At 39.0% G+C, this 25,131-nt stretch carries 28 protein-coding genes; 1 reads left to right on the top strand and 27 read right to left on the bottom strand.

The window, feature by feature from the left end:
- Positions 1 to 102 precede the first annotated feature (102 nt).
- The 7 genes from HMPREF3032_RS04550 to HMPREF3032_RS04520 are packed head-to-tail and all read right to left on the bottom strand — an operon-like array spanning position 103 to position 6,547.
- Positions 103 to 2,010, bottom strand: a complete 1,908-nt coding sequence (locus HMPREF3032_RS04550; protein WP_062402399.1) for a bifunctional 4-hydroxy-3-methylbut-2-enyl diphosphate reductase/30S ribosomal protein S1 — start codon at positions 2,008 to 2,010, stop codon at positions 103 to 105.
- 9 nt (positions 2,011 to 2,019) lie between these two features.
- Complete coding sequence (locus HMPREF3032_RS04545; RefSeq protein ID WP_062402396.1) at positions 2,020 to 2,625, bottom strand: lysophospholipid acyltransferase family protein; 606 nt, start codon at positions 2,623 to 2,625, stop codon at positions 2,020 to 2,022.
- Positions 2,618 to 3,304, bottom strand: a complete 687-nt coding sequence (gene cmk / locus HMPREF3032_RS04540; protein WP_062402394.1) for a (d)CMP kinase — start codon at positions 3,302 to 3,304, stop codon at positions 2,618 to 2,620. The genes HMPREF3032_RS04545 and cmk overlap by 8 nt, the downstream gene beginning before the upstream one ends.
- Position 3,305: 1 nt before the next feature.
- Complete coding sequence (locus HMPREF3032_RS04535) at positions 3,306 to 4,550, bottom strand: BaiN/RdsA family NAD(P)/FAD-dependent oxidoreductase (RefSeq protein ID WP_062402391.1); 1,245 nt, start codon at positions 4,548 to 4,550, stop codon at positions 3,306 to 3,308.
- 8 nt (positions 4,551 to 4,558) lie between these two features.
- Entirely contained in the window at positions 4,559 to 5,281 is a 723-nt protein-coding gene (locus HMPREF3032_RS04530; protein WP_062402389.1) for a pseudouridine synthase, read from the bottom strand.
- Position 5,282: 1 nt separating this feature from the next.
- Positions 5,283 to 5,819: an SMC-Scp complex subunit ScpB gene (gene scpB, locus HMPREF3032_RS04525; RefSeq protein ID WP_082717797.1), complete on the bottom strand. Its 537-nt coding sequence runs from the start codon at positions 5,817 to 5,819 to the stop codon at positions 5,283 to 5,285.
- Positions 5,816 to 6,547, bottom strand: a complete 732-nt coding sequence (locus tag HMPREF3032_RS04520; RefSeq protein WP_009353860.1) for a segregation and condensation protein A — start codon at positions 6,545 to 6,547, stop codon at positions 5,816 to 5,818. Before HMPREF3032_RS04520 ends, scpB begins: the two co-directional genes overlap by 4 nt.
- 176 nt (positions 6,548 to 6,723) lie before the next feature.
- On the opposite strand from HMPREF3032_RS04520, the gene HMPREF3032_RS04515 reads away from it, so the two are divergent.
- The gene (locus HMPREF3032_RS04515) at positions 6,724 to 8,550 is read left to right on the top strand and encodes a phosphoethanolamine transferase (RefSeq protein WP_062402386.1); all 1,827 of its coding nucleotides are present in this window, start codon (positions 6,724 to 6,726) and stop codon (positions 8,548 to 8,550) included.
- Between the two features lie 225 nt (positions 8,551 to 8,775).
- Here the strand turns inward: HMPREF3032_RS04515 and HMPREF3032_RS04510 are convergent, their stop codons facing one another.
- The 20 genes from HMPREF3032_RS04510 to HMPREF3032_RS04415 all read right to left on the bottom strand — a co-directional run bounded on the left by HMPREF3032_RS04510 (position 8,776) and on the right by HMPREF3032_RS04415 (position 25,127).
- Positions 8,776 to 10,383, bottom strand: a complete 1,608-nt coding sequence (locus HMPREF3032_RS04510; RefSeq protein ID WP_082717796.1) for an ArnT family glycosyltransferase — start codon at positions 10,381 to 10,383, stop codon at positions 8,776 to 8,778.
- 25 nt (positions 10,384 to 10,408) lie between these two features.
- Positions 10,409 to 10,744 (bottom strand): hypothetical protein, encoded by a 336-nt coding sequence (locus tag HMPREF3032_RS04505; RefSeq protein WP_009353859.1) that lies wholly within the window; start codon positions 10,742 to 10,744, stop codon positions 10,409 to 10,411.
- A gap of 8 nt (positions 10,745 to 10,752) precedes the next feature.
- Positions 10,753 to 12,198, bottom strand: a complete 1,446-nt coding sequence (gatB, locus tag HMPREF3032_RS04500; RefSeq protein ID WP_062402380.1) for an Asp-tRNA(Asn)/Glu-tRNA(Gln) amidotransferase subunit GatB — start codon at positions 12,196 to 12,198, stop codon at positions 10,753 to 10,755.
- On the bottom strand, positions 12,195 to 13,652 hold the full coding sequence (gene gatA, locus HMPREF3032_RS04495) for an Asp-tRNA(Asn)/Glu-tRNA(Gln) amidotransferase subunit GatA (RefSeq protein ID WP_062402377.1): 1,458 nt from the start codon (positions 13,650 to 13,652) through the stop codon (positions 12,195 to 12,197). Before gatA ends, gatB begins: the two co-directional genes overlap by 4 nt.
- Before the next feature lie 10 nt (positions 13,653 to 13,662).
- Positions 13,663 to 13,947, bottom strand: a complete 285-nt coding sequence (gene gatC, locus HMPREF3032_RS04490; protein WP_062402374.1) for an Asp-tRNA(Asn)/Glu-tRNA(Gln) amidotransferase subunit GatC — start codon at positions 13,945 to 13,947, stop codon at positions 13,663 to 13,665.
- Between the two features lie 107 nt (positions 13,948 to 14,054).
- The gene (locus tag HMPREF3032_RS04485) at positions 14,055 to 15,266 is read right to left on the bottom strand and encodes an ABC transporter permease (RefSeq protein WP_062402371.1); all 1,212 of its coding nucleotides are present in this window, start codon (positions 15,264 to 15,266) and stop codon (positions 14,055 to 14,057) included.
- Positions 15,259 to 15,996: an ABC transporter ATP-binding protein gene (locus HMPREF3032_RS04480; RefSeq protein ID WP_062402368.1), complete on the bottom strand. Its 738-nt coding sequence runs from the start codon at positions 15,994 to 15,996 to the stop codon at positions 15,259 to 15,261. The genes HMPREF3032_RS04485 and HMPREF3032_RS04480 overlap by 8 nt, the downstream gene beginning before the upstream one ends.
- The gene (locus HMPREF3032_RS04475; protein WP_082717795.1) at positions 15,996 to 17,063 is read right to left on the bottom strand and encodes an efflux RND transporter periplasmic adaptor subunit; all 1,068 of its coding nucleotides are present in this window, start codon (positions 17,061 to 17,063) and stop codon (positions 15,996 to 15,998) included. The genes HMPREF3032_RS04480 and HMPREF3032_RS04475 overlap by 1 nt, the downstream gene beginning before the upstream one ends.
- A gap of 261 nt (positions 17,064 to 17,324) precedes the next feature.
- Complete coding sequence (gene pfkA / locus HMPREF3032_RS04470) at positions 17,325 to 18,284, bottom strand: 6-phosphofructokinase (RefSeq protein WP_062402363.1); 960 nt, start codon at positions 18,282 to 18,284, stop codon at positions 17,325 to 17,327.
- A 1-nt stretch (position 18,285) separates the two neighbouring features.
- Positions 18,286 to 18,849, bottom strand: a complete 564-nt coding sequence (locus tag HMPREF3032_RS04465; RefSeq protein ID WP_062402360.1) for a shikimate kinase — start codon at positions 18,847 to 18,849, stop codon at positions 18,286 to 18,288.
- An 86-nt stretch (positions 18,850 to 18,935) separates the two neighbouring features.
- Entirely contained in the window at positions 18,936 to 19,319 is a 384-nt protein-coding gene (locus HMPREF3032_RS04460; RefSeq protein WP_062402357.1) for a hypothetical protein, read from the bottom strand.
- Positions 19,320 to 19,353: 34 nt separating this feature from the next.
- Positions 19,354 to 19,782, bottom strand: coding sequence for a hypothetical protein (locus HMPREF3032_RS04455; protein ID WP_197413488.1), 429 nt, complete (start codon positions 19,780 to 19,782; stop codon positions 19,354 to 19,356).
- 112 nt (positions 19,783 to 19,894) lie between these two features.
- Positions 19,895 to 20,728, bottom strand: a complete 834-nt coding sequence (locus tag HMPREF3032_RS04450; protein ID WP_062402352.1) for a hypothetical protein — start codon at positions 20,726 to 20,728, stop codon at positions 19,895 to 19,897.
- Between the two features lie 11 nt (positions 20,729 to 20,739).
- On the bottom strand, positions 20,740 to 21,180 hold the full coding sequence (locus HMPREF3032_RS04445; RefSeq protein ID WP_009353848.1) for a hypothetical protein: 441 nt from the start codon (positions 21,178 to 21,180) through the stop codon (positions 20,740 to 20,742).
- Between the two features lie 193 nt (positions 21,181 to 21,373).
- Positions 21,374 to 21,979: a hypothetical protein gene (locus tag HMPREF3032_RS04440; RefSeq protein ID WP_038144945.1), complete on the bottom strand. Its 606-nt coding sequence runs from the start codon at positions 21,977 to 21,979 to the stop codon at positions 21,374 to 21,376.
- A 135-nt stretch (positions 21,980 to 22,114) separates the two neighbouring features.
- Entirely contained in the window at positions 22,115 to 22,471 is a 357-nt protein-coding gene (locus HMPREF3032_RS04435) for a hypothetical protein (protein ID WP_038144948.1), read from the bottom strand.
- Positions 22,468 to 22,932 (bottom strand): hypothetical protein, encoded by a 465-nt coding sequence (locus tag HMPREF3032_RS04430; protein WP_062402349.1) that lies wholly within the window; start codon positions 22,930 to 22,932, stop codon positions 22,468 to 22,470. The genes HMPREF3032_RS04435 and HMPREF3032_RS04430 overlap by 4 nt, the downstream gene beginning before the upstream one ends.
- Complete coding sequence (locus tag HMPREF3032_RS04425; protein WP_062402347.1) at positions 22,932 to 23,543, bottom strand: prepilin peptidase; 612 nt, start codon at positions 23,541 to 23,543, stop codon at positions 22,932 to 22,934. The genes HMPREF3032_RS04430 and HMPREF3032_RS04425 overlap by 1 nt, the downstream gene beginning before the upstream one ends.
- 22 nt (positions 23,544 to 23,565) lie before the next feature.
- Positions 23,566 to 23,943 carry a competence type IV pilus major pilin ComGC gene (locus tag HMPREF3032_RS04420; protein ID WP_062402344.1) on the bottom strand — a complete coding sequence of 126 codons (378 nt, stop codon included), beginning with the start codon at positions 23,941 to 23,943 and terminating at the stop codon, positions 23,566 to 23,568.
- An 8-nt stretch (positions 23,944 to 23,951) separates the two neighbouring features.
- A complete protein-coding gene (locus HMPREF3032_RS04415; RefSeq protein WP_062402341.1) occupies positions 23,952 to 25,127 on the bottom strand; it encodes a type II secretion system F family protein in 1,176 nt (391 codons plus the stop codon).
- Positions 25,128 to 25,131: the final 4 nt, after the last annotated feature.

The following is a 25,131-nucleotide window of genomic DNA, read 5'->3' as shown; positions in this document are numbered from 1 at the left end:
AGTAAGAACACATAGTTTATCAACTTATATTGTATCACATAAACGAAAGCAAAAAAAGAACAGTAAGTCCATTGGACCTACTGTTCTTCTATTATCTAGAAATTATTCAGCTTCTTCTTCAGTTGCTACTGGTTCCATTAACTCAGTTAATTTTAAACCTAATTTCTTTTCATCTTTGTTGAAAGAAATCACTTCTACTTCTACTTCTTGACCACGGCTCAAGTAATCTTCTACTTTTGCATTGCGTTGTTTAGTTACTTGAGAGATGTGAAGTAAACCTTGGATATCATCATTGATAGCAACAAATGCACCGTATTGTACTGTGCGAACTACTTTACCAGTTACAACATCACCTACATGGATAGTTTCTTCTGCAACGTCCCATGGGCTTTTGGATAATGCTTTTAAAGATAAAGAGATTTTGCTATTTTCTTCATCAAAGGATTGTAATTTAACGTCGATTTCTTGACCTACTGCTAACACGTCTTCAACGCGTTTAATTTTTTGCCAAGAGATGTCGGAAATGTGAAGTAAACCTTCGATTCCTCCGATATCAACGAATGCGCCATAAGGCATGATTTTGCGAACAGTACCTTTGTAAGTACCGCCAACTTCTACATTTGCTAACGCTTCTTTTAATTTAGCTTGGCGTTCCACTTCAAGTACTTCACGACGGGAAAGAACCAAACGGTTTTTCTTTTCTTCAACTTCAAGTACTTTAGCTTCGAATTCTGTACCTACTAAGTTATCAAGGGATTTCACGAAGTGAATGTCACCTTGGGAAAGTGGAATAAAACCACGTAAAGACTTAACAGTTACGACTAAACCTGCAGGAATTGCATCCACACCTTTACAGATGATTGGCTCATCTTTTTCTTGTGCTTCAATAACATATTGCCAATCTTCATCTTTAGCCAAACGAGTGATAGAAAGATAGATTGGGCTATCTTCTTTGATGTGGTTAAGGATAACAGCTTTGATTTTATCGCCTTCCTTTAATACATCTTTAGCAGAAGCTGGTGTAGGGTATGCCATTTCTTTTCTTTCTAACTGTGCTTCTGTTTTGTAGCCAAAGGATACATATGCACGTTCGTCATCGATTTGTACAACTTCCCCTTCAATCACATTACCTTTCTTAAATTCTTCTGCTTGCGCTTCTGATGCTGCAAATAATTCTGCAAAATTTTCCATCGTCTGAATGACCTCCTTAATTATCCAGTCTGGTGTCGATGCACCAGCCGTGACTCCTACTGTTGTGACGTCCTTCAACCACGTCATTTGTATTTCAGTAGAAGTTTCTATGTGATATGTAGTACATCCTACATCACGACATACTTCTGCTAATCTAGTCGTGTTGCCAGAGTTCTTCCCACCTACCACGATCATAAGATCCACTTCTTTCGCCAAAGCTACAGCAGAGTTTTGACGTTCCTCAGTAGCCTGACAAATTGTCTTGAAGATCTTTTGATCATTAGATTTTTGTTCTAATATTTTTATTATACTTTGAAACTTAAATTGTGAAAAGGTAGTTTGTACTACAACCCCAATTTTTTCCACGAATTGAATATTTTTGGCATCTTCTTCTGTTTCTACAATAATCCCTTTATTACCTGCCCACAGATTAATACTCTTTACCTCTGGATGTTTCTTCTCTCCGAGAATAACTAAAGTTAACCCTTCATCCACTACAGATTTTGCATCTCGCTGTGCCTTCTGTACATGTGGACAAGTAGCATCAATCACTGGTAATCCACGTGTTTCTGCCTCTTCATATACTTCTGGTCCAACCCCATGGGAGCGAATGATAATAGTACCTTCTTCTACATCATTCAATTCATTAATAGCATAGACACCATTATCCTCTAACCGACCTACTACTTGAGGGTTATGAATAATAGGCCCCAATGTATAACTTACATCTTTTGAGTCTGCTGCTTTTTCTGCCATCGTAACAGCACGCTTTACGCCATAGCAAAACCCACAGTTTTCTGCCAATCGTATTGTAAACATAGCATTCCCCTATTTATACTTACCTGCTTTATAATCATCAATCATAGTTTGAATAGCTGTTTTTACCACATCATTCACGTTTGCAATAGCTTCTACAGTTGCTTTTGCTTTTGCTACAGGAATCGGTTTTCCAATAATAACAGCTACTTCTCCACGAATCATTTTGTCGCTACCTACAATGGCCACCGGTACTACTGGTACACCTGTGCGCAATGCCATCGAAGCTACTCCATCGTGAAAGCGACCTAATGTGTCACCCTTTTGTCGTGTACCTTCTGGAAAAATACCTAACATTAAATTATCTTTTAGTAAATTCATAGCATGACGAATAGCTAATTTATCGACTCCACCACGGCGTACCGGAAAAGCTCCTAACCAAGTACAAACTAATTTAGAAATCGGATTTCTAAATAGTTCCTCTTTCGCCATAAAATTCACATGACGTGGCAAGGCAAACCCACATAAAGGGGGATCATTATTACTCTTATGATTGGGAGAAATGATAACCGGTCCTTCTTTAGGCACATTTTCTTTTCCATAGACCTTTGTTCTATACCACCAACCATAAACGATGGTAAATGCAGATCTCCATAAGCATTCAGAAAATTTATCCATGATGGCCTCCTAATTCTGCTTTGCGAATTAAGTCGATAAGAGTTTGTACTGTCTCTTCTATACTAAGATGATCCGTTTCTACAACCACTGCATCATCTACGCATACAAGAGGAGATTCTTTTCGATTCATATCCATGGCATCTCGCTCTGCTACAGTACGACATACTTCTTCCAAAGAGATATTCTCAGAATCTTTCAGCTCCAGCCAACGTCGATATCCACGAGTCTCCACAGATGCTGTTAAATAGACCTTTAGTTCCGCATTAGGTAACACAACGGAACCAATATCCCGACCGTCCAGAATCACACCGCCCACTGATGCCATGTGACGTTGCATTTCTACCAACTTAGTGCGCACTGCTTTTTGTGCAGCCACTTGAGACACATGACTTGTCACATATTGTGTACGGATATCTTGGGATACATCTGTTCCATTTACCCATACAGATAAACCCGTTTCTTCTACACGTAGTTCTAATTGAATCTTAGACAAAGCAGCTTCTACTGCATCTTCATCATCAATAGATATACCCGCATTCAGTAGTGCCCATGTAATGCCACGATACATAGCTCCTGTATCAATATATAAATATCCTAATTTCTTAGCTACTACTTTAGAAATACTACTTTTACCTGCACCAGCAGGACCATCAATGGCTACGGAAATTCGTCGATTCATATTAGACTCCTCCTTCTGCTGCATGAGTGGCAGCTACGTAAGCTGTGGAAAAAGCAACTTGCAGATTATAGCCCCCTGTGAAAGCATCCACATCCAAGACTTCTCCTGCCATATATAAACCATCTACCAATTTAGATTGCATCGTTTTGGGATCTACTTCTTTTACAGAAATGCCACCAGCTGTCACAATAGCCTCTGCTATAGGGCGAGGTTTATGTACGGTGAGTCGCATATGTTGTATGGTATCCACCAGTCGCAAGCGCTCCTCTTTTGTAATATCATGAATAGCCTTGGTTCCTTCCAATTCCGCTAATTGACATATAACTGGAATTAACTTGGATGGCAATAAACCTTTCAATACATTCACTAATTGCTTATTTTGAGACTCACTGAAATCACGTTGTACCCGCTTATCTAGTACTTCTCGAGATAAAGCTGGTTTTAAGTTGATTTCAATAATGATAGGATCTACTTGTTTCTTTAGCAATTTGGTCACTGTATGAGAAGCAGACAAAATAATCGGTCCCGTCACACCAAAATGGGCAAATAGCATTTCTCCAAATTGCTTTGTTTGTACTTTGTTTTTCGCAATAATAGAGACTTCTACATTTTTTAGACTCAGCCCCATCAAGTCTTTCACCCAATGCTCTTTCGTTTCTAAAGGAATTAAGGAGGCCCTTAGTTCCACGATAGTATGTCCAACAGAAGAGGCTAATTCATAACCATCTCCAGTAGATCCTGTTAATGGATAGGACATCCCACCTGTTGCGATGATAGCTGCATCGCACTCATAGGTTCCTTTATCTGTAATCACACCTGTAATAGCGCCATCTCGTACGATTAAATCCTTAACAGTTTCTTCTAAATGAAGTTGTCCACCTAATTTACGATACGTGTCTATAAAGGCATTACGCACATCCGTTGCTTTATCAGACTCTGGAAACACACGGCCACCACGCTCAACCTTAGTAGGGACACCCCAACTATTGAGCAAATGAATCATATCTTCGTTCGTCCATTGTTGGTACGCACTATATAGAAATTTACCATTTCCAGGCGTTTGCTTAATAAAATCTTCTATAGGAGCTGCATTGGTCACATTACAACGTCCTTTTCCTGTAATCCCCATTTTAAGGCCCACCATCTTCATTTTTTCAATGATACGCACAGAGGCACCTAATTGTGTAGCTCGGACGCCAGCCATAAGACCTGCAGCGCCGCCACCGATGACAATAATTTTTTTCATATGTATCCTTATTTTATAGCTTGTAATTGCTTCACTTCTTCTCGTGTCAATTTACGGAATGCTCCTCGTTTTAACCCTTTCAAATTCAATCCCGCATAATTGATGCGTTTCAAATTATGAATAGAGTACCCAAAGTGTTCAAACATACGTCGCACTTGACGATTGCGTCCTTCATGGATGGTAATCTCTACCGTTGTAAGGCCTGTTTTTCCATTAAATCCGTAGTCTGTAATTTCACAAGGCGCCGTCATACCGTCTTCTAGTTTGATACCTACTGCTAACTGTTCTAAATGTTCATCAAGCACACGATCTTTTACTTTTACTTCGTAGGTTTTCGTCACACCTTTTGATGGATGGGCTAAATTTTGCGCCATAGTTCCATCATTCGTCAATAGTAATAATCCTTCTGTATGGTAGTCTAATCGGCCTACAGGATAAATACGAACTTTTACAGAGTTAATATAATCCATAACAGTTTTGCGTCCTTCAGGATCTGTAATGGATGTAATCACCCCTTTTGGCTTGTTAAAAATATAATATTCCAATGCCTCTGGCTCCAATAGTTGTCCATCCACTTTAACGCGGTCCCGTGTAGGATTTACCTTTGCACCCAGTTCTTTTACATATTTACCATTCACAAGTACTTTGCCAGAAGTAATCAATTCTTCTGCTTTTCGTCGTGATGCCACACCACAACGGGCAATATATTTTTGCAAACGTTCTAGTTCCATATTAATCTCCTTCTATATCTATGGATAACCCCGCTGAAAGAGGCATAGACTGTTGCAATTCTTCAATAGAATTGGCACCTACAGTCCTTAAAAAGTTATCCGATGTTCCGTAAATCACAGGACGTCCGATAGTTTCCTTTCGTCCTAACTCTACAATCATGTCACGGGCCAATAATTGTTTTAATACTTTTTCACAGTTCACACCACGAAATTCTTCTACTTCACCTTTTGTGATAGGCTGTTTGAAAGCAATTACAGCCAACGTTTCCATAGCCGCTCCAGATAGCTTTTCATCTCTATGGCGAATTTTAGTAACAAATTCACTGCATTCTTGGGCGCTCACTAGTTCTATGCCCGATGCACTTTTACGAATCCTAATTCCTCGCCGTTCCTGTACTAACCTTTCTTCGTAACCTTTGATAGCTTTTTCAACTTCTGGTGCATAGACTTCAAAAATATCTGCTAATGTATCTATCGTTAAAGGGGTAGCTGCTGCAAATAATACAGCCTCTAACTGATGAAATTCAATGCTATTCACAGCGCATCTCCTTCTTCTATACCTTCTACAATCACGTTATATATATCGTGATTGCCCACTATAATTCGCAATAGTTGACGTTTCATTAACTCTAATAACGCCAAAAATGTAACCACACTTTCTTCCTTCGTCTGTACCGAAGCAAATAAATTTACACAGGGCACTTGTTGATTCCTCGTCGCTAGTAATACATCTTCAATCCCTTGTTCCAATGTATATTCTTCACGTTCCATCATAACTTTGGGAGCTTCTACCTCAGGTCGATCATATCGTTCCTGCACTTTCTGAAAGCATGCCACTAATGCATCCCACTCCACAGTACAAACAAGATCTAATCCCACTTGGCTAAGCTCTTCCGGTCTATTAAATACATAGGATCCATCGGATACACGTTCTTCTAAGAGCTCCGTCAATTCTTTGATGCGTTTAAACTCCACCAATCGATTCACCAATTCGTCTCGTGGATCTTCTGTATCACTTTCATCCTTATGATTTATCTTAGGCAATAAAAGGCGTGACTTAATCTGCAACAACGTAGCTGCCATCACTAAAAACTCACTACTATAGGCAATATCAAATTGATTCCAAGTTTTGAGTATATCCATATATTGTGAGGTGATATGCACAATGGGAATATCGTATATATCAATCTGATTCTTTTCAATCAAATGCAACAAAAGATCCAAAGGGCCTTCAAAAATATCCAGTTTAAAATCGTAGGTATTCATGAAAACTCCTTTCTACCAAAAATAAAGGTATGGCTTTCACCACACCTTGTATGAAAAAATTGCATTTCCTATTAGAAACAGTTAGAATAATACATAGACATACCAACGTATGTATCTAATAAGTATTATAAATGAAATGGGCGAAAATTGCTACACCCAGAAAGAGAGGCGACACTATGCATCGTCAAAGATGGAAACAGTTGGGACTGTATACCATCGTGTCCACTATCATCGCAGTGGCACTATTTTACATCTACGAACCAATTACTTTAGGGTTTGACATAGAAGATATCCTTACCTTATTCGTTCCTACTATTGTAGGCTTAACAGTCTTACAATCGATCATTCGTAGTTCCTTTACAAAGGGATATATCATTGGTCATGGCATCGTAAGTATCAGTTGGGCATTAACATTCCCGCTCTTATTTCACTGGTCTTATGAAAAGCCTTTTTACTTCTACGAATTCGCCAACGATTTTTTATTTGGTCTAGTCTTATTCTGTGGTCTTAGTGTCACCCACTATTGGCTACTACAATGGGGAAAGGCAAAACGTATTTGGTCTGCTCTATACAGCATCCTTGACGTAGCATTGCTCCTTATACCAGTTGGTCAAATCGGGTACTATCTATCCACTTGGCATTGTATTACTCCTGCCACTATGATGGCATTGTATCAAACCAACCCCGAGGAAGCCTTAGGATTTGTAAAAAATATTATCGGCGTAGGTGGCATCGGAGGGGCTATCATAGGTATCGCTATCATACTTGGTCTTTTATACTTTGCCAATGTAAAAGCTCAAACGAACGATGAGCCTACTGTGTTCTATTCCTCTTTCTTTCAGCGATATCAAGATGATATAAAATGGATTCTATCCATCGCCCTCATCGTGTATGGTGGATATTACCTTTTCCCTCGTACAGATATTGTCAGCAATTGGCTAGAAGTTCGAGCCTATATGAAAGAGTTGCAATCTTATAATGATAAGCATGTTAGTGTATTTAACAATTTACAATTAAGCACTACCGAAACAGCGGCGCAAAAAACTCCAGGTACTGTCATCTTAGTCATTGGAGAATCTTCTTCTAGAGATTACATGAAAATGTATACTCCTGACTTCCCTTACGATGATACTCCATGGCAAGGTTCCCTGTATCAAAATCCAAACTTCAATGTCTTTAAACACGCTTACTCTTCCTATGTGCAAACTGTACCAACCTTGGAAAGAGCCTTAACAGAGCGCAATCAATATGACGACAAACCATTCTTTGATGCCACAACCATTATCGATGTAGCAAAAAAAGCTGGATATCACACCTCTTGGTTATCTAACCAAGGTGTATATGGTGAATACGATACAGCTATCTCTCTCATTGCAAAAGCAAGTGATACGCCCCGTTGGGCTCATGAATCCTATGCCTTCTCTGATCAATATGATGGCGCTTTGTTACCACTTTTAAAAGACGTACCAAAGAACCAAAATAATTTCATCGTCATCCATATTATGGGTAGTCATATCTACTACAACGATAGATATCCTCACGAGTTCAGCAAATGGAAACAAGGTCCAAACCCTGAAGGAATTGAAGCTTATGCCAATAGCCAACTATATACTGATTGGCTGTTACAAGAAATTTACACCTATGCTAAGGATAACTTAAACTTACAAGCCATGGTCTATTTCTCTGACCACGGAGAAAATATTAAAACATCTCACAATCCAGACATTTTCAACTTTGGAATGACACGGATACCAATGTGGGTGTACTTATCTCCTACATATCGTAATGCGTACCCAGAAACAGCAATTACCCTACACGATCATGAACAACAATTTTTCACCAATGACTTATTGTATGATATGCTAGTGGGTATCATACATGCTCCATCTGGTAACTATGATGTAACACGAGATTTTTCTAACAAAGCATATCGCTTTAATGTTAATAACTTAACCACAATGTTAGGTACACAACCATTGTCCTTAGATCCTGAGGCGAAATAAAATAGTACAAGTACAAAACAGGCACCAGCTATTGCAGTTGGTGCCTGTTTCATATCTATTTTTGTATATAAATATAAGCCTTTTAGAATCGCTTTCTCTGTCCTCCTGCATCTATTATCGAGTCATACAATATTCCTTGAATGTAAGTCTCATGCCACCTGTCCTATAGTAACAGAAACTTATTGGGGATACTCCCTAGGAGCATCCCCAATACTATAATTACCATTATTTCGCTTTGTAGAAGACTCCTAGAGAATTTCTTTCTACAGGTTGAACCTGGTTATATAAATTTGTTTCTTTAAAATACGTTGCGTATTTATTTGGCACATAAATCAAAGCACGTGATAGTTTCTCTGTATCTTTTGCCAAGTCAGTAGGTTTCACCATAGGCATGATATTTTTCCCATTTTCCCAAACACTTTCGTGTTCTTTGTAATGTATGAAGGAAGTAGTCCGTCCCAAATAGTAGGATAAAGACGTACGATAATTGCCATATTGATACACCTCTAATGGCGTAGTACCTTCCAATGTCATCACTTCATTAGCTAATATTTTTCCAGATTGGTCTTCCATAACTGGCACTAAATTAGGAACTAATGCTAAATAAAAAATGATCGCACTCGTTGCCATACTGCACACTAAGACAGACCCTGTTCGTTTACTAGCGGCATAAATAAACGTCAACACAGTCACTGCCAAACTAATCCAAAGATACGCACTATGTGACAAAGACATACTCAATCCCACTATGACTAATCCTAATAAAAATGGAAATCCACCCAGTGCATATAGGGTAAACACCCTCCATGTCATCTTACGATCTTTGTATCCTTCTATACAAGCATGAATGCCCATGCCTGCCCATAATGCCAAAGGAATCAGCATAATAAATGTGTAGGTAACATATTTAGTGGCCATACACGTGTAGAACAGAACGGTTCCTACAAACCAAAAAATAGACCAATACCAAATATAGGCGTGTTTCTGTTTATTGATACCACGAACTACAAAGCTAGTCCATGGCATCATGCATACTGGCAACAAGGCAAAATATAAATACCACCAATTATGTTCAGGATGTTCTGGTACAGTAGCCCTCGTTATATTATGTAGGCCTAAAAATCCTTGGATAAATGTATCTCCATGAACATGGTACATATATCCATACCAAGGTACTACGACTAGGATAAAAGCAAGAATACCTTTCCAAGAAAAGACATATTTAAACCAATCCATACGACGATTCAAGGCCACATATAGAATTAAAATAATCCCTGGTAGCACGATCCCTACAGGGCCTTTGGTAAGTACCGCTAACCCAGCAAACATATACGCATAGACCATATGGCGATGACTTTCACCAGTGATACCACGATATAAATAGTAAAAAATACCCATAGAAAAGAGAAATAAATATCCATCCGTCACGACAGCATGACCGATGTACCAAAATTCTAACGCCGTTCCTAGGGCAATGGCACTCCACATAGCAATCCGTTCTACTTGATATATACTGAAAGCCATCCGATACATCGCTAATACTGTACAAGTAGAAACGACAATGGATGGCAATCGAGCAGCTAAATCAGAGATACCAAACAAAGAGTAGGACAGTATAAGCCCCCAATATGCCATAATTGGTTTATCATACCAATACATGTCATAAATCATAGGAGACAAAAACTCTCCATGTTTCATCATGGTCACGGCAGACAAAGCGTAGTTTGATTCCACTGTATCCGTCACAGGCAGCGCCCATGCCATAAACAGATAGAACAAAAACGTTCCTATCCCTAGCCATGCAAACCGCTTCCATGAAAATGTTTGTTCCATAGTAATACAACCTCTGTATTTACATTTAAAAAAATAACTTTCCCAACAAGCGCATTACTAGCCAAGCTAAAATAATCACAAAGGCACCAGCAATGATAAATTTAGCTAGTGCAAATAACACTATAATAAGCATCACGACGCCTACTGCTATGCCTAGTTTCCACTTCCAACTAAGAGCATTCCACAAAAATATCTTCATATTAGGAATGGTTTGAAATTGGTCTTGTTCCTGTTGAGAAGATTGATAACGAGGAGCGTCATATGTACGCCCCTCTTCATCTATTGTTGTACCATCAAAGTCACGCAATTCCTCTTCTGAAAGAACGCGCGTTCCTTCATCATACTTTTGTTCTTGACTCATAGTCACTCCTATAGAGCTTGTAAATGTTTTTCCAACAATTCATTCACTACGCCAGGATTGGCTTTACCTTTAGAGGCACGCATCACTTGGCCCACCAAGAATCCGATAGCTTTACCTTTACCAGATTTGAAATCTTCCACAGATTTTGGATTATCTGCAATGACTTGTTTTACAATTTCTTCAATAGCTCCTGTATCGGTAATTTGAACTAAGCCTTCTTCTTCTACAATTTTGTCTGGATTTTTACCAGTTTCAAACATTTTGACAATCACTTGTTTTGCAATTTTACCAGAAATCGTGCCTTTTTCAATTAGGCTAATCATATCAGCCAATTGTTTTGGTTGTACTTTGCTATCCGCATAAGAAATACCAGCATCGTTCACAAGTTTTGCCAAATCACCGATGATCCAGTTAGATGCCGTTTTTGCATCTGCTCCAGCCTCTACGACAGCATCGAAATAGTCCGCTGTACCGCGTTGGCTCGTCAATGTACGCGCATCTTCACTAGACAATCCATAGGATTCCATGAAGCGTTGTTGTTTCGCTTCTGGCAATTCTGGTAAGCATTGACGAATTTCTTCTACATAGTTAGGGTCTACCACAATAGGTACCAAATCTGGTTCTGGGAAGAAACGGTAGTCATTTTCCTTCTCTTTCTTACGCATGGAAAGAGTGATACCTTTACTATCGTCCCAAGTACGAGTTTCTTGAACAATCGTTTCTCCGTCTTCCAATGCTTCTGCTTGACGAAGTGCTTCGTATTCAATGCCTTTTTGGATACCTGTTAAAGAGTTCATATTCTTGATTTCAGTTTTTGTGCCTAATTTAGTTTCCCCTACTGGTCGAATAGAAATGTTCGCATCACAACGCAAACTACCTTCTTCCATACGTCCGTCAGATACGCCTAAATATTGTACAATAGCACGAATTTTATCCACATATTGGCGCGCTTCTTCACCAGAACGAAGATCAGGTTCTGATACGATTTCTAACAATGGTACACCTGTACGATTGTAGTCTACATTGGATCTATCAGAACTAGAAATAGTAGCACCACTATGCACTAATTTACCAGCATCTTCTTCCATATGGATACGGTTGATACGAATGCGACGAGTTTCACCATTCACCTCTACATCAAGATGACCGTTTACGCAGATAGGCAAGTCAAATTGAGAAGTTTGCCAGTTTTTAGGCAAATCTGGGTAATAATAGTTTTTGCGGTCAAATTTATTGAATAGTACGATTTCACAGTTTAATGCTAAACCGACTTTGATAGCATATTCCAACACTTTTTGGTTAAATACAGGCATGGTTCCTGGCAAACCTAAGCAAGTTGGACATACATGTGTATTATGGTCGCCCCCGAAGGCCGTTGTACAGGAGCAGAAAATTTTTGAATTTGTTTTCAGTTCAGTATGAACTTCAAGGCCTACTACTGTTTCATATTTCATAGTTTCAATTCTCCCATAGTTGGCAATTTTGTAAATTCAGGACATTCTTGTTCAAAGCTATAGGCTGCTTGCACCAATGTACTTTCACCCATAGCAGGCGCCAATAATTGCATACCGATTGGCATACCATTAGAACCAAATCCAGCAGGAATACTGATACCTGGGATACCTGCCAAGTTAACTGGCACTGTACATACATCCTCTAAATACATAGTCAATGGATCGTTGATTTTTTCACCAAATTTAAAAGCTGTATTCGGAGCGGTTGGTGTTAATAATACATCACATTCTTGGAATGCTGCATCAAACTCATTTTTAATCAAACGACGAGCTTTTAGAGCTTTTAAATAGTATGCATCATAATAACCAGAACTCAATACATAGGTACCTAACAAGATACGGCGTTGTACTTCTTCACCAAAGCCTGCCGTACGAGTTTTAGTGGACATTTCCACTAAATTATCTGCTGGCACGCGAAGGCCGTAGCTAACTCCATCATAACGAGCTAGGTTAGAACTAGCTTCTGCTAAAGCGATGATATAGTACGCAGACAAGGCATATTTTGTAGTTGGCAAAGAAATATCTACAATAGTGGCACCCATATTGCGATACGTTTCAATAGCTTTTTCCAGAGCTGCACGCACTTCTGGATGTAAACCTTCACCAAAATATTCTTTAGGCACACCGATGCGCAAGCCTTTTACATCTTTCACAAGAGCTTTTGTATAATCGACACGATCTCCTGGGATGGATGTAGAATCATGGAAATCATGGCCTGTAATAGCATTCAACACGATAGCTGCATCACGTACATCTCTTGTCACAGGGCCAATTTGGTCCAACGAAGATGCATAAGCAATTAATCCATAGCGAGATACATTGCCATAGGTTGGTTTCAAACCAACCACGCCACAGTAGGATGCTGGTTGACGAATGGATCCACCTGTATCGGAGCCTAATGCCCAAATAGCGCTACCACTGGCAACCGCCGCTGCACTACCACCGGAAGAACCGCCTGGAACATAATCTGGATTCCATGGGTTTGTCGTTTTGCCTAAAGCAGAATTCTCTGTGGAACTACCCATAGCAAACTCGTCCATGTTTAATTTACCCAAAATAACAGCATCTTGAGCTTGTAATTTTTCGATAACAGTAGCATTGTACGGAGGCACAAAGTTTTCCAACATATGGGATCCACATGTAGTGGCCACACCTTTTGTACAAATATTATCTTTAATCGCCCCAGGAATCCCTGCTAATGGCGAAATAGTTTCTCCCTTGGCGATTTTTGCATCTACAGCCTCTGCTTGTGCTAACGCCGCTTCATGAGAGTCAGACAAGTACGCATGTACTGTTGGCTCTACATTATCTTTATGTGCCAATACAGCTTTTGTAAGCTCTAGGGCAGAAATTTCTTTATTTACTAATTTTTGATGTAATTCAAAAAGAGTCATGTATCTTCTCCTAGTTCTGTACAACACGAGGTACTCTGAAATACCCATTCTCTTCTTCAGGTGCATTTTGTAACGCCGCTTCACGTCGCAATGATGGTTTCATCTCATCTGGACGATACACATTTTGTAATGGCACCGCATGAGCCATCGGCTCTACATCTGTTAAATCTAATTCTTCTAATTCCTCCACATAGGTAAGGATATTACTGAGGGCTTTTTCAGCAGCCTCTAAATCTTTAATTTCTAATCGGGATAATAAGGCAATATTCTTAATTTCCTCTTGACTAATTTTCATAGACACACATCCTTTCAATTCATATATTATACCATATTCTCTCGGGAAAAAGAAAAATACCAATATATAATAGGCCTAGTTTCCTATACATATTGGTATTTAATCAGCTATTCATAATGTAAGGCATCAATAGGATTTAACTTAGCTGCTTTTCTAGCCGGATATAAACCAAATACAAGACCTATCGTCATAGAGAATCCAAAGGATAATAAAATAGGTCCTGTGGTCACTACAGTTTTTAACTTAGCTACTGTAGCAATCAGCTGTGACGCACCAATCCCCACTAAAATACCGATGGCACCACCTACGAGAGAGATAACGACGGCTTCAATTAAAAACTGTGTAATAATCGTACGATACGTAGCACCTAAGGCTTTACGAACACCAATTTCTCGAGTACGTTCCGTAACAGACACAAGCATGATATTCATAATGCCAATGCCACCAACTAATAAAGAAATCGCTGCCACAGCACCTAGGAATAAGGTCATGGTAGCTGTATTTTCTTCTACCGCCTTCATAATGGACGCCATATTGTTCACATTAAAATCATCGAGATCAGGATTTTTAATGCCATGACGGACACGCAAGATATTTTCTATATCTGCTTGCACCCGTTCTAAGTCTTCGCCTTCTTTTGCTTGAATGTAGATCATACGCAAATAATCAACACCCATCACACGTTCCATCATAGTTGTATACGGTACTACAATAACATCATCTTGATCATTCCCCATAGTACCAGAACCCTTTTCATCAAGGACACCTACTACTTTAAAAGAATTTTTATGAATCCGAATATCCTTACCAATGGGATCTTCATTACCAAACAAGTTTTTTGCCACTGTGGCACCTATGACTGCCACCCGTTCACGGCGTTCAATTTGACTATCTGTAATAAAACGACCTGATTTCATAGTCCAATTGTTTACATACTGAAAGTCAGCGTTAGCACCATTCACAGTTGTGGTCCAATTCTTGCTCATGTACACAGTTAAATACGAATTAGCTGCTACTGGTGAAGCTGCTTGCACGCTATCCATCTTCGAAATAGCTTCATAGTCGCCCATTTTTAACGTTTTATTAGCACCAGATACCGGGCGTACCCCTGGTGTTCTAGGAGCCCCTGGATAAACCATTAATAGATTACTACCCAAACTGGAAATAGATTCTGTGATTTGTTGACGAACCCCATATCCAATGGATACAAGTGCAATCACCGCAGCTACACCAATGATGATACCTAGCATCGTCAATAATGATCGCATCTTATTGGCTATTAGAGATGACCAAGCCATTAAGAAACCTTCCTTATACATGGCTTTCACCTCCTACCTGCAATCCTTTCATATGGGGATTTATTCTATCTTCTACAATAAGACCATCTTTTAAAACCACATTGCGACCTGCATATTCAGCAATATCTGGCTCATGGGTGACTAAAATGATGGTACGCCCTTCTCGATATAATTCTGTGAAGATATGCATCACATCTAAACTTGCTTTTGAATCAAGGTTACCTGTAGGTTCATCCGCCATAATAATCGCTGGGTCATTTGCCAATGCCCTCGCAATAGCAACACGTTGTCGTTGTCCCCCTGATAATTCTGCTGGCATATGATCCAACCGAGTACCGAGCCCCAAATCTATCAATAACTGACTAGCCCTAGCTTTACGTTCTGCTTTAGACACTCCTGCATAGACCATCGGTAATGCTACATTATCTAGAGCCGTTAATTTAGGCAATAAATTAAAACTTTGGAACACGAACCCAATTCGTTTATTTCGTACATAGGCCAATTCATCGTCCCCCAGATGGGCTACTTCTTCTCCATCTAATCGATAGGAACCACTGGTAGGTCTGTCAAGACATCCTAAGATATTCATAAACGTAGACTTCCCAGATCCTGAAGGTCCCATGATAGAGGTAAACTCCCCTTCATAAATGGACAAATCAATACCATGTAATACTGGTACCGTTAACTTTCCATTCACATAGGTTTTCGTAATCCCCTCCAAGGTAATGACTGCTTTTTTTGGAGTTTCCATTAGAATGGCCCCCTCTGTTGTTGTTTTTTTGTCGTGCTTACATCACCACTGATAATGATTTCATCACCTTCTTCTACTCCAGAAATAATTTCAATTGTAGAATCACCAGTCATACCAGTTTTTACACTGGTTCTAAGAGGTTTACCATTTTTGATGACATACACAAATTCTCCCACTTTATCAGAACGAACAGCAGCCAATGGAACTACCAATACATTTTGTCGTTCTTCTCCATGAATCGTAGCACGTGCGGTCATACTAGGAAAGAAATGGCTTACATCACCAGCAGGAATTGCTACGCGCACTGTATAATACACTACGGATGAACTGGTCGTTCCCATACTACCTTTTGTACCTAAAGAAATACTTTTAACAGTACCCGTGAAAGTCTTACCAGGATGTGCATCGACCGTGAAATCTACTTTGGCACCTTCTTTTACATTTCCAATATCTGTTTCGTCAACTGTTAAATAAATTTCTAAATCAGACAAATCAGCGATAGTGGCAATGATCATTTGTGTAGAAATACCAGTGGCGATAGTTTGACCTGCTTTCAAAGGTTCTCCAATAATGGTCCCATCCATAGGAGCTGTAATAGTACTATCTGTTAAGTTTGCTGCTACTTGATCATAACTAGCTTTTGCTTTTTCATAGGCTGCTAAGGCATTATCATAGGTTTGCTGTGAAATGGCACCTTGTGACACTAACGTACGGTATCGATCCAAATCTGTGGCTGTTTGGTTGAGTGTGGCCCTTGCATTATCTACAGAAGCCTGTAATTGACGAGAATCAATAGTAGCGATGACCTGACCTGCTGTTACATGCTGATTGGCTTTCACCAAAACAGATTCTAATTTGCCAGGAATATTGGTAGATACATCTACATAGCGAACAGGATTAATCGTTCCCGTTGCATTAATAGTAGATGAAATACTACCTTTTCCTACTTTTCCCGTTGTATAGGTAGGTGCCTCTTTTGTTTGGCTACTACTATACCATTGCCATCCACCAATAGCTACCACTAAGATAGCCACAATGGCAATCCATAATTTTTTATTTTTCCACATAAAATATCTCCTTTTGTCCATCGATTACATATAGAATGCCACCAAAATGGTGTTTCCTTACTCTAATAGGCCCCAACTCCAACATATAGTATAGACTTTCATCTCCTTAAACTGGTTTACGACTGCTGATAGCTTCCTTTTATAAGTAGCCCTTTACTATAGTATAAAACAAAACATACCATAGATAGAGGATAAAAAGAAAAGAAAACTAAAGTTAGTTTTCTTTATCTTATACAATACAATAGCAAAACAACTATGAAATTATTGTCCTAATACTCGTATTAATTGGTATAAAGAAGTATCTAAAGGATACTCACATATTACAGCTTCCTCATAGGCTATCGCATCAATATGATTGCAATGAACCCCTATTAGATGATGTGTATGTCCCTCTAACAAGGCACGTACTCCTGCCTCTCCTAAGCGAGCAGCCATTAATGCATCATAAGCAGACGGTGATCCACCACGTTGTAAATAACCTAACACTGTCACAGAGGGTGCATAGGATGTATGTGCTTTAATATATTGAGCCACTTCAAAAGCACTATAGGCTCCTTCCGCAACGATAATAATACTATTCTTTTTACCATTACGAGTAGTATTTTCTAATGATTCTTTTACCTCTTCTAATGTCATTGGCACCTCTGGTGTCAGTACCACCTCAGCACCGCATGCGACGCCAGCGTACACAGCAATATGACCTGCATGTCGTCCCATCACTTCTACAATAGCTACACGATCATGAGCTGTAGAGGTATCACGAATTTTGCTCACCCCATCAATGATGGTATTAAGAGCTGTATCAAAGCCGATTGTATAATCGGTACCATTCATATCTTTATCAATAGTGCCTGGAATTGTCACCGTAGGTAATCCTAGGTCAGACAACACCTTAGCACCACACATAGAACCATCTCCACCAACAACGACTAATCCATCAATACCATGACGACGTAAATTATCATAGCCTCTTTGTTGATGTTCAGGTTCTTTAAATTCAAGACAACGGGAAGATTTTAAAATCGTCCCTCCCTTATTCACAATATTCCCTACACTACGCCGAGTCAAAGAAATAAAGTCTTCTTCTAAAACGCCCAAAAAGCCTCGTTGTATTCCTACTACATCGAGGCCTTCATATATTGCACTTCTTGTGATAGAACGAATGACTGCATTCATTCCTGGTGCATCTCCACCACTTGTTAAAATAGCTATACGTTTCATATTATTCACCTTGGTGTACTTTTCGCCGTTTAAAATATATGCCCTTAGACTTTATGGATCCGTCAATACTCGTCACCAATTCATCAGTATGACTGTATGTAGTATCTAACACATGGTCACATTTGCGATATAAGGGTTTCCACCGTCGCATCATCCATGCTACATACCCAGATACATCATCATAATTCATAGTCGGCCGCTTACCAATCCACCGATTGACACGATTTACAATCCGATAATGTGAAGCGCGTATACCTATAATAAAAGAGTATTTTTGCATATATCGTAATGTACGCATGTCAATAGGGAAGTTTCCACCTACAGAAATCACCGCTTCATGATACATGGCCACCTTTTTAATTACTTCAAATTCTGCACGACGAAATGCCTTTTCACCTATTGTCTTAAAAATATCAGCAATAGGCATATTATATCGTTTTTCTAAGATTCGATCCGTGTCAACAAACTGCCAGCCTTTGGCATCCGCTAAATTTCGACCTAAGTGACTTTTTCCGCTCCCCATAGAACCAATGAGGATAATGTTTCTCTTGATAGTCGTTTTCATGTTTTATAATATCTCATTCTTCCATCTAGTAGTAAATTTTAACTTTATTTTACTATACTCGACTATACTTTGACAAACCATTAGGACTAATTTTTAGTATTTTCATAAATCTTACATTGTAAAGTAGTCACACTTTGTGAATGAATAAATTTCTCTATCCTAAAACGCAAGGTAGGATGTACCTTTTGCATCCCTACCAACCACTGCACCATATCTAGGGTAGAACCTTGTACTACCACATCTAGAGCTCCCTCTTCTTTATGTGTACTGACCATGATTAGGGGTCTATCTTCCATGGAGGACAGCACCAAATGATACAAGCCTTCTAGGTCTAACATAGTATCATCTAATTGTTTGACAAACTGATAACTTTCACTATTTAAAAATGTTGTTTCTGCCTCCTGTAAAAGTATCTCTTCATCAACCTCTGCAGAGATTCGTTTCGTTTCTCCTTGAAAGTACACCATCATACTAATACCCGTAACCACTACACAACAGTACACACTAACGACTAGAAGTAGACTTTTTTTGGGAATTGGTAAGGCTTTCCATAGTGGCTGTAATACGACTACGGTATAGTGCAGTTCCGGATTCTTTTTCCACCACTTCATCATAATGACGGTGACCTCCTAATCGACTCAACATTGAACTAAACTGATGCAATTCAGTTTCACTGCTTCCTTTAGCTTCTATATACCATTGGTTCATAGTAGACCACTCGACCAATTGAATGTGATATGTATTCGATGCATCTAATACATATATACATTCCTTCAACGTCCCCTGTGGCAATGGTTCTTCTTTTGTATTCTCATGAACCATAGAATCATATACACTATGAGCCTCTTTAGCATCAATATGGCGCGATATTACCTCTTTCTGTTTCTCTACAATGTCTTGATACTGTATATATGCTTTTGTGCCTATCGCCACAGAACCCACTAATATAATGATCACTAGAGCTAATAGGGCCCACCATATGTTTTTGTACCGAATATACCAACACATCCACTGTATATCCGGTTCTATAAAATTAAGATTTTCTTTATTTTCCATCGACAAGTAACCTAATCGCTAAACCATATGCCATTTCATGATTTATATTCTCTGGGTTATAAGCTTCTCCTTTATCTACTATATGAAGGGGTACCTGATCGATTGTTCCATAGGTTTCTAAAATAGACTCAAAGGCTTTAGATCTTGTTTCATCAAAACCAACTACAATAGCTCCCTTAGGATAGGGCACTTGAAATTGTTTGCTATCTTCATAGACCGTTTTACAGGCTTCCAATACTTCATTCACATCTAATGATACTAAGGTATGCGCCGTACAGAATTTATCATTCCATAAAGATACTTGCACCTTATCTTCCTCTGGGGTGATACAAAGCATAGACGATTCTCGACCACGGCTGAACGCAAGAGGTGCTGGCCAGTAATCGATAACACGAAGATCTCCTCCGCCTTGTTGAATCCCTTGCGCCACCTGTTTCACTTGTTTTCGTTCTAAGGCTACGATGAGCATACACATTAGCTCCTCCGTTGTACCTGGTCTAGAGGCAAAATCGATAGCATTAGGGAAATCTTCATTCTGAAAGATTCGTTTTCCCTCACGGTGGGCAAATAAGTACTGATCTATTTTATGCATCATCGGTGTTTCCATGTATACTGATTGAAGTGGCGATTCAAAAACACAACCAATAGATATACCAACTTCTCCATAATAGTCAAAAAACTCTTTCACATCAGTTCCCTTATTACTGTGTCGTTTTTGAACGATTACATCTTCTAGCACAATAGTACCTTCAATTTTGTAGGCTTTTATCCCAACAATTTCATCATGTCCAATGGCAATACCCATCACTCGTTTACTTTTCACTACAAACCTCCTTACTCTCTGACCCATTCTATTTGTATCGTCTCTAATATGTCATTTTTATATATGGTCTTAATGTATACATCTTTTTTTATATTCGTTTCTGTTTCTACATCAGTACATAAGAGCCGTAAACAATAAAGTTGCTCTTCTTGTTCTTTATATAAAATAGCCTCAATCCGCTCCGTATCCGTTTCTTCTAGTACATATTTCGGTGAACCACTACCAGTTATTTCCTTTTGATGAGCTAAAAAGAATTTTTTATTTGTACCTAATACTATGCCTCGCTCTATGCCATATTGACATCGAACAAAACGATATTCATCCATCATGCTTTGATACGTAATCTGCATCGTATGTAGCCAAGCCACCCAAGTACCAATGGTCATCATCGCTATTAGTAATATCATGTATGATACAAAGCCATTTTTCTTTTGCCCTTTCCAGCGCAACATAATAGTTAACCTCGCATACATTACCTAATATAAGTGCTCTACAAGCATCTATTTCTAACTAACTGTTTTTTTGTATATATTTTACGGCTTCTGACATAATTCATAACCCTATAGATAGATTATGCATATTAACATGTATGCTTAGTATTTCTGCTCATATGCGTATTTCTATCTATTATGACAAAGTACCAACTTACTTTGCTATATGTTGTAATCTCTGAAGATAGGTGGCATACGGCAGAATGCCTGTCTGTACATGATATCGGTTCTGTCCACCTTCCATAAGTTGAATATGATCTCGCCGCCAATAGGGACGTACCTCTGAATACCAATGTAAGTCAACAAGACCATCTGATCGTTCCTGAAAAAATGTAGACCCTTGCGGAAACACATGTATTTTTCCAATCTTGGGACTAATTTCATTTTCTGTAATATCCTGCAATTGTCCATCAGATAATATGGTCACAAAGGCATCTTGATAGACGCGTATCCTCCAGTTTGATGGAGATACTAGCCATGACCCATCTTTACTAACTATCGGTCTTTTCTCACTATAGCGAAGGCGATTCATAATCTGTATACGACTAAACCTAGCATCTAACAGCAACTCATGACGATGATGCAACATATGTATCCACTTCACACTATGTGATGTGATTAAGAAAAAACCTGTTACGATGGTCATTAATAACAGACTTCCTAATACTGCTTCCACCAGTAAAAATCCTGCTGTTCCCTGTTTACCCTTGGGTATCCAACAAAAAGTCCTCGTCTTTTTCAAGCGTAATACCATACCCATGCATTTTACCTCGCCATTGCACATCACAATTTTTTATATACTTATCTCGAAATCATAACAATTCGTTTTTTAATCTATATCAGATAACTGCACTATATTTTCAGTTTGCCTCTTTCGTCATCTTGATGATGTATCTCATTGGCTAGAAGGCAATAAATAAGTAGTGAACCGATGTATTTCTTCACCATGACGATAGGCTATTACCATTAATATACGTACTCCTTCTTGATTTATTTCTGTCTTACGCTGAAAAGTAGTTGTTCCCACAGTTGGTGGTTCACCAGACTCCGGAATCTGTCCATGTGCCCAACTAGCCTTCCCCTCTTCCATATACAAAATCATAGCTTGTAATATTCTATCTTCTTCCATCATTTTTCCATATTGTTGGATACTGCTCATCATGAGTACGAATAAAGTTGAACATAATAGACTCATTACAAACAACGAAGCCAATACATCCATATAGAGAAATCCTTCCTCTTTTAGTTTCAAAATTTTGATTCCTCCCAACGTATACGCCCTGATTGACGGGCAAAAATGAATGTACGTTTATAGCGAATTAGATCATCTACTAATGTAACAGTAAATACTTTCCCAACTCCTTTATGAGCTGTAAATCGAATACTGGGGTAAGTTCCAGTAAATTCGATATGCATAGATTCTGGTAAATTACGGTACACTAAAGAGTTATTTGTATTAATATATCCATATCGCATACGCTCTAGGACAACACGATTGGCACCATTATTATTCTGTAAGTTTCCATACAAAGTAGCAAGTTGCATACGTTTCACATGGGCAAATAAGATACGACCTTCTCGATCAAATACATGATACTCTCGTTGCTCTTCATTATGTAATAATAAAACCATGCCTATAACAAGAGAAAAAATAGTCATATATAGTAAAACTTCCACTAATAAGGACCCTTCTATATTCTCTTGGCTTTTCACTAAAGCCACCTCCCTACAGGGCATATGAATAGTAATATGGTTGCCATACTGAAAGAAGGGCCAAAGGGAATATAGGTATGATTCGGAGATGTAACACGCCACACACAACTGTACAAGATGCCAATGACAGAGGAAAGTCCGCATAATGCCAAACATTCCACTGATGTGAGCCAACAACTAATGGCCATCAACCATTTGATGTCACCTAATCCCACACCACCACGGCTAAACCACCGCAATGACCACCACAATCCGCCCATACAGAGGGCATTGACTACTATCATCAATACATCACCATTACCTATCCACTGGTAAACAAATCCACATATACAAATTAGAATAGCTCCCTCATCGGGAAGAATATAATATAGCTTATCGATGGTTGATCCCCAAAAGAGCGTTACCTCCAGCATATAAAGAAGTGCCAGTTCATAGATATTCGTAATGTATCCAACTTGATAGGCATAGCAAAGCCCTACTGTCCCTATGACATGAGCAAAAATGGACATAAGGCACCACATACTATGTGTTTTCATATAGGTCCAAGAAACAATGAGATAGAGGCTTGCAACTCCTGTGATACCTGCAATACCTCCTAATACATACACCATATTTCCCTCTTCCTTCAACTAATTAATTAGCCGCATCAGGTGCAGTGACAGCAATATGTTTACCTTTACCACCTTCATTTTGTACACTGGTGACTGTATATTCTCCACCCTTAGGAGTTTTCACATGTTCTGTTAAATAGCCTTCTTTGTACAATGTCTCTACCGTAGGTACTGTATCGGTAGATTGTTCCATCATATACAACTGTGCTGCATTAGAAATCGTTGTAACATCTGATTTAATTTTTGCTTCCTTCGCCTTGTTTGAGGCATTTAAAAACTGTGGCATTGCCAAGGATGCTAAAATGGCAATGACTGCTACCACAACCATTAATTCCACTAAGGTAAATCCATCTTGTTGCTTCCGTTGTCGAAAAGACAAACGTTGTCGAAATGCTTCCATAATTCCTCCTATTGAATGGCTGAAATTGAATTAAACATCGGTAACATTACTGCTACCACAAGTAAAGCGATTATACTGCCCATAATGCTGAGCATAATAGGTTCTAATAATTGTTCTCCTCGTTTCACAGTCCGGTCCAAAATCCCCTTATAATACGCATGCCCTTGGTCTAACATACTTTCTAGGTCACCCGTTTCTTCTCCGATACGAAGCAAATCCCATAAAAAAGAAGTTCCTAATTGCACCTTTTCTAATGAATCCGTAAATCCATGCCCTTGGGAAATACGAGTTTTCACCTCTTTTTGTAGCGCACTTGCCCAGCGGTTGCCCCACAGCGATTCTGTCATATCCAACAGTTGTAACAAAGGTATACCGCTTTTTAAAAGTAGCTTCCAAATCTGACACATGCGTACCATCGTATACGCCATAAGCCATTCCCTTTGTGCCATACATAGCCAAACCTTACGATGCACACTGAATTTCACAGATTCTCGTTCGTACGATTTCCATAAAACCATACCGAATATTAGTAAAATAACCAGGAGATACACTCCTTTTTGTTGTAACCATGTGCCTCCTGCAAAAAGAGCTGCTGTAAGCGGTGGCAATTCGATTTGCATGCTCTCGAAGACAGATTTAAATTGCGGTAAAATAAAACCTACTGCAACACCTACAAATACTATCATAAGTACCACCAAAAATGATGGGTATGTAATAGCTGATACTAATTGTTGGCGTAATCGATGCTCTTCTTCGTACATACTTTGAATCATGCCTAATGATTCAACTAGGGTTCCTGATGCTTCCCCCGCCTGCAGTATAGTGGTGACAATGATAGGGCACTGGTACTTGGATAAACTCTTTGATAGTGTCATGCCACGTCCTACATCTTCACGAATATCTTCATAAGGGATGGTAGAGCCTTTCGTATTGACCATCATATCTAAGGCTTTTCGTAAAGAAATACCTGCGCCCAACAACATATGTAATCGATAGGCAAAGTGAATCATATGAGCTGCTTTCCATTGCTGTTTTCTTGTCTTCACAACAAGACATTCCAAGTGAATAGGCGTTATCGATTGATAGGTTAGCTTTGCCTGTACTTCCTCTTCAGAGTCCCCCCATACTTTGCCTGACACTATTTTTTTATCCGTCGTAAATCCTTCATACGTATACCAACTCATAGAT

The sequence above is a fragment of the Veillonella sp. DNF00869 genome (assembly GCF_001553345.1).
Classification (GTDB): Bacteria; Bacillota; Negativicutes; order Veillonellales; family Veillonellaceae; genus F0422.
The sequence above is the reverse complement of the archived record's forward strand: the minus strand, read 5'-3'. Positions and strand labels throughout refer to the sequence as shown.